This window comes from Acidocella sp. (assembly GCF_013044125.1).
In the GTDB taxonomy this organism is placed as follows: domain Bacteria; phylum Pseudomonadota; class Alphaproteobacteria; order Acetobacterales; family Acetobacteraceae; genus Acidocella.
In genome coordinates this window covers 1-2,740 of the sequence record NZ_JABEVC010000064.1, presented here as the reverse complement: position 1 = coordinate 2,740, position 2,740 = coordinate 1, and the positions used below count along the sequence as shown (strand labels likewise).

Here is a 2,740-nt window from a genome sequence, read left to right as displayed (position 1 = left end):
GTACCAGCGCGAGGTGATGAGGCGCACCAGCACGGTGGCGGTGAACATGGTGGTGACGATGCCGACGCAGATGGTGACGGCGAAGCCGCGCACCGGGGGTGAGCCAAAAATGAACAGGGTGACGTGGGCGAGCAGGGTGGTCACGTTACTGTCAATAATGGTGCCGTAGGCGCGTTTGTAGCCTGCCTCAAGCGCGGCCAGGGGCTTTCGTCCGGCTTTTACTTCCTCGCGCACGCGCTCGTTGATGAGCACGTTGGCGTCCACCGCCATGCCCAGCGTGAGCAAAATGCCCGCCATGCCGGGCAGGGTGAGCGTTGCGCCCATGAAGGAGAGGATGGCCAGCATGATGACGAGGTTCATCACCAGCGCCGCGTTCGCGAACCAGCCGAACAGGCCGTAGAACACGGCCATGAAGGCCAGCACGAAGACGAAGCCGGCGGTGAGCGAGAGGGCGCCGGCGCGGATGGCATCAGCGCCCAGCTCGGGGCCGACACTTTGCTCCTCGACGATGTTGAGCGGGGCGGGCAGGGCGCCCGCGCGCAGCAGCAGGGCGAGGTCGGTTGCGGACTGGGCTGTGAAATTGCCCGAGATCTGGCCGGAGCCGCCGGTGATGGGTTCGCGGATGACCGGAGCCTCGATGATCTTGCCATCGAGGATGATGGCGAAGAGCTTGCCGACGTTGGCGGTGGTGACATCGGCGAACTCACGCGCGCCGACGGAGTTGAGCGAGAAGTTGACCACCCATTGGCCGCTCTGGGGGTCGGTCGAGGCCTGGGCGTTGTCTAGATCGGCGCCGTCAACCGCGACGTTGGAGAACACGTCCATGGTTTGCTGCGGGTTGTCGGCCATGGGGAGCTGCGTGTCGCCCAGGGGCGCGACGGGGCCGGGCTGCGCGTTGGAGTCGACCATCTGGAAGGTCATGTGCGCGGTGGTGCCGATGAGGGTTTTCACGCGGGTGGGGTCGGAGATGCCGGGAAGCTGGACGACGATCTGGTCCGTGCCCTGGCGGGCGATGGTGGGGTTGAGCACGCCCGAGCCGTCAATCCGGCGCTGGATGATGGTGATGGACTGCTCCACCGCCTGAGATTCACGCGCGATGAGGGTCTGGTGGGGGATGGAGATGTCGATGCTGCCGTCCGCCGCCTGGGCGATGGCGATGTTGGGGGAGCTGGCGTTGGGGGCGTAGCTGACCAGCTTGCGCAGCGCCGCAGTGACGGCCGGGGCATCGGAAGGGTTGAGCAGGTGGAGGACGACCTGGTGATTTGGGATATCAGCGTGCAGGCCGGTGTAGCCGAGGTTGGCGGCGCGCATGGTCTGGCGGACCTGATCAACCAGGTTGTTGAGGTCCTGCTTTTCAACGGCCGCGAAGTCTATTTGCAGGAGCAGATAGCTGCCGCCGCGCAAGTCCAGCCCCAGGTGAACCTGATGCCAGGGGATGAAGCTGGGCAGGAACGCCGGGCGCGGGCCGGTGTTGGGCAGGCCCAGCAAGACGCCGAGCACGCACAGGAGCAGGATTCCATAAGTTTTGGCACGGGTGAAATACAGCATTTGTGATCCGAAAATCCTTCTATCGCAGGCGGTATGACGTTGCTCCCGGTTGCGCGCAACCCCGGCGGGCGATACCACGTTTTTCATGAGTGAACGCTTGAATGTTGGGCTGATCGGGGCGGGGCATTTTGGCCGCTACCATGCGTTGAAATTGGCCGTTGCGAAGCGGGCAAAACTGGTGGGGCTGGCCGATGCCGACCCGGAGCGGGCGAAGACCGTGGCCTGGGAAGCGGGCTGCCCGGTGAAGAGCGTGGAGGAGATTCTGGAGCTGGCGCAGGCGGTGATTATCGCGGCGCCGGCGGAGTATCACTTTGATTTAGCAGCAAAAGCCTTGCGCGCCGGCAGGCATGTTCTGGTCGAGAAGCCAATTGCGGCGACGCTGGAACAGGCGGCCGAGCTGGCCGGGCTGGCGCGGGCGGCGGGGCTGGTGTTGCAGGTGGGGCATCTGGAGCGGTTCTCGGCGGCGCATGGGGCTCTCTCGGCGCGCATGGGCAAGCCATTGTATATCGAGGCGGTACGCATTGCGCCCTTCAAGCCGCGCGGGACGGATGTTTCGGTGATTCTGGACCTGATGATCCATGACCTGGACCTGATTCTGGCGCTGACCGATTCGCCGGTGGCGCATGTGGACGCCGTGGGCGCGCCCGTGGCCAGCCAGCATGACGATATCGCCAATGCGCGGATACGCTTTGAGAACGGCGCGGTCGCGACGATTACCGCGAGCCGGATTTCGCTGAAGACCGAGCGCAAGATGCGGATATTCTCGCAGACCGGGTATCTGACTGTGGATTTCGCGGCGCGCAAGCTCACCTTGGTGGGCCGCGGGATAGGGATGAAACTGCCGGGGTTTGAGGAGTTTGGCGTGGAGCAGGCGGGATGGCAGGACCATGACGCGCTGCTGGCCGAGCATGAGGCGTTTTTTGCCTCGGTGCTGGACGGGGCGCCGGTGGTGGTGGATGCACAGGCTGGAACCCGCGCGCTGGCAGCAGCCCTGGCGGTGAGCAAGGCGATTGCCGAAAGCCGGGCGATTGCCGAGGCAAGTGGGTTGGTCCCGAAGGTTTAGCGCGATCTCAAACGATCAGACTCTTTGCTAATACCAGCTGCCGAATTTTCTGACTCTCCCGGGATTCCCCCGACGCGGTGAGTTATGATTCGGTGTTTCCCGTTGATTTGATTGATGGGAGGCGGTGAT

At 64.2% G+C, this 2,740-nt stretch carries 2 protein-coding genes; one reads left to right on the top strand and one right to left on the bottom strand.

All coding sequences use genetic code 11. The annotated features are described in order from the left end of the window. Nucleotides 1-1,548, bottom strand: a 1,548-nt coding sequence (gene secD / locus HKL97_RS03720; protein ID WP_291422758.1) for a protein translocase subunit SecD, incomplete at its 3' end; no start/stop codon positions are given. Between the two features lie 85 nt (nucleotides 1,549-1,633). On the opposite strand from secD, the gene HKL97_RS03715 reads away from it, so the two are divergent. Further along, nucleotides 1,634-2,611: a Gfo/Idh/MocA family protein gene (locus HKL97_RS03715; RefSeq protein ID WP_291422757.1), complete on the top strand. Its 978-nt coding sequence runs from the start codon at nucleotides 1,634-1,636 to the stop codon at nucleotides 2,609-2,611. The last annotated feature ends 129 nt before the right edge of the window (nucleotides 2,612-2,740 follow it).

Coding starts and splice junctions, on each gene's coding strand:
- HKL97_RS03715 (WP_291422757.1), top strand. CDS start 1,634: ATGAGTGAACGCTTGAATGTTGGGCTGATCGGGGCGGGGCATTTTGGC.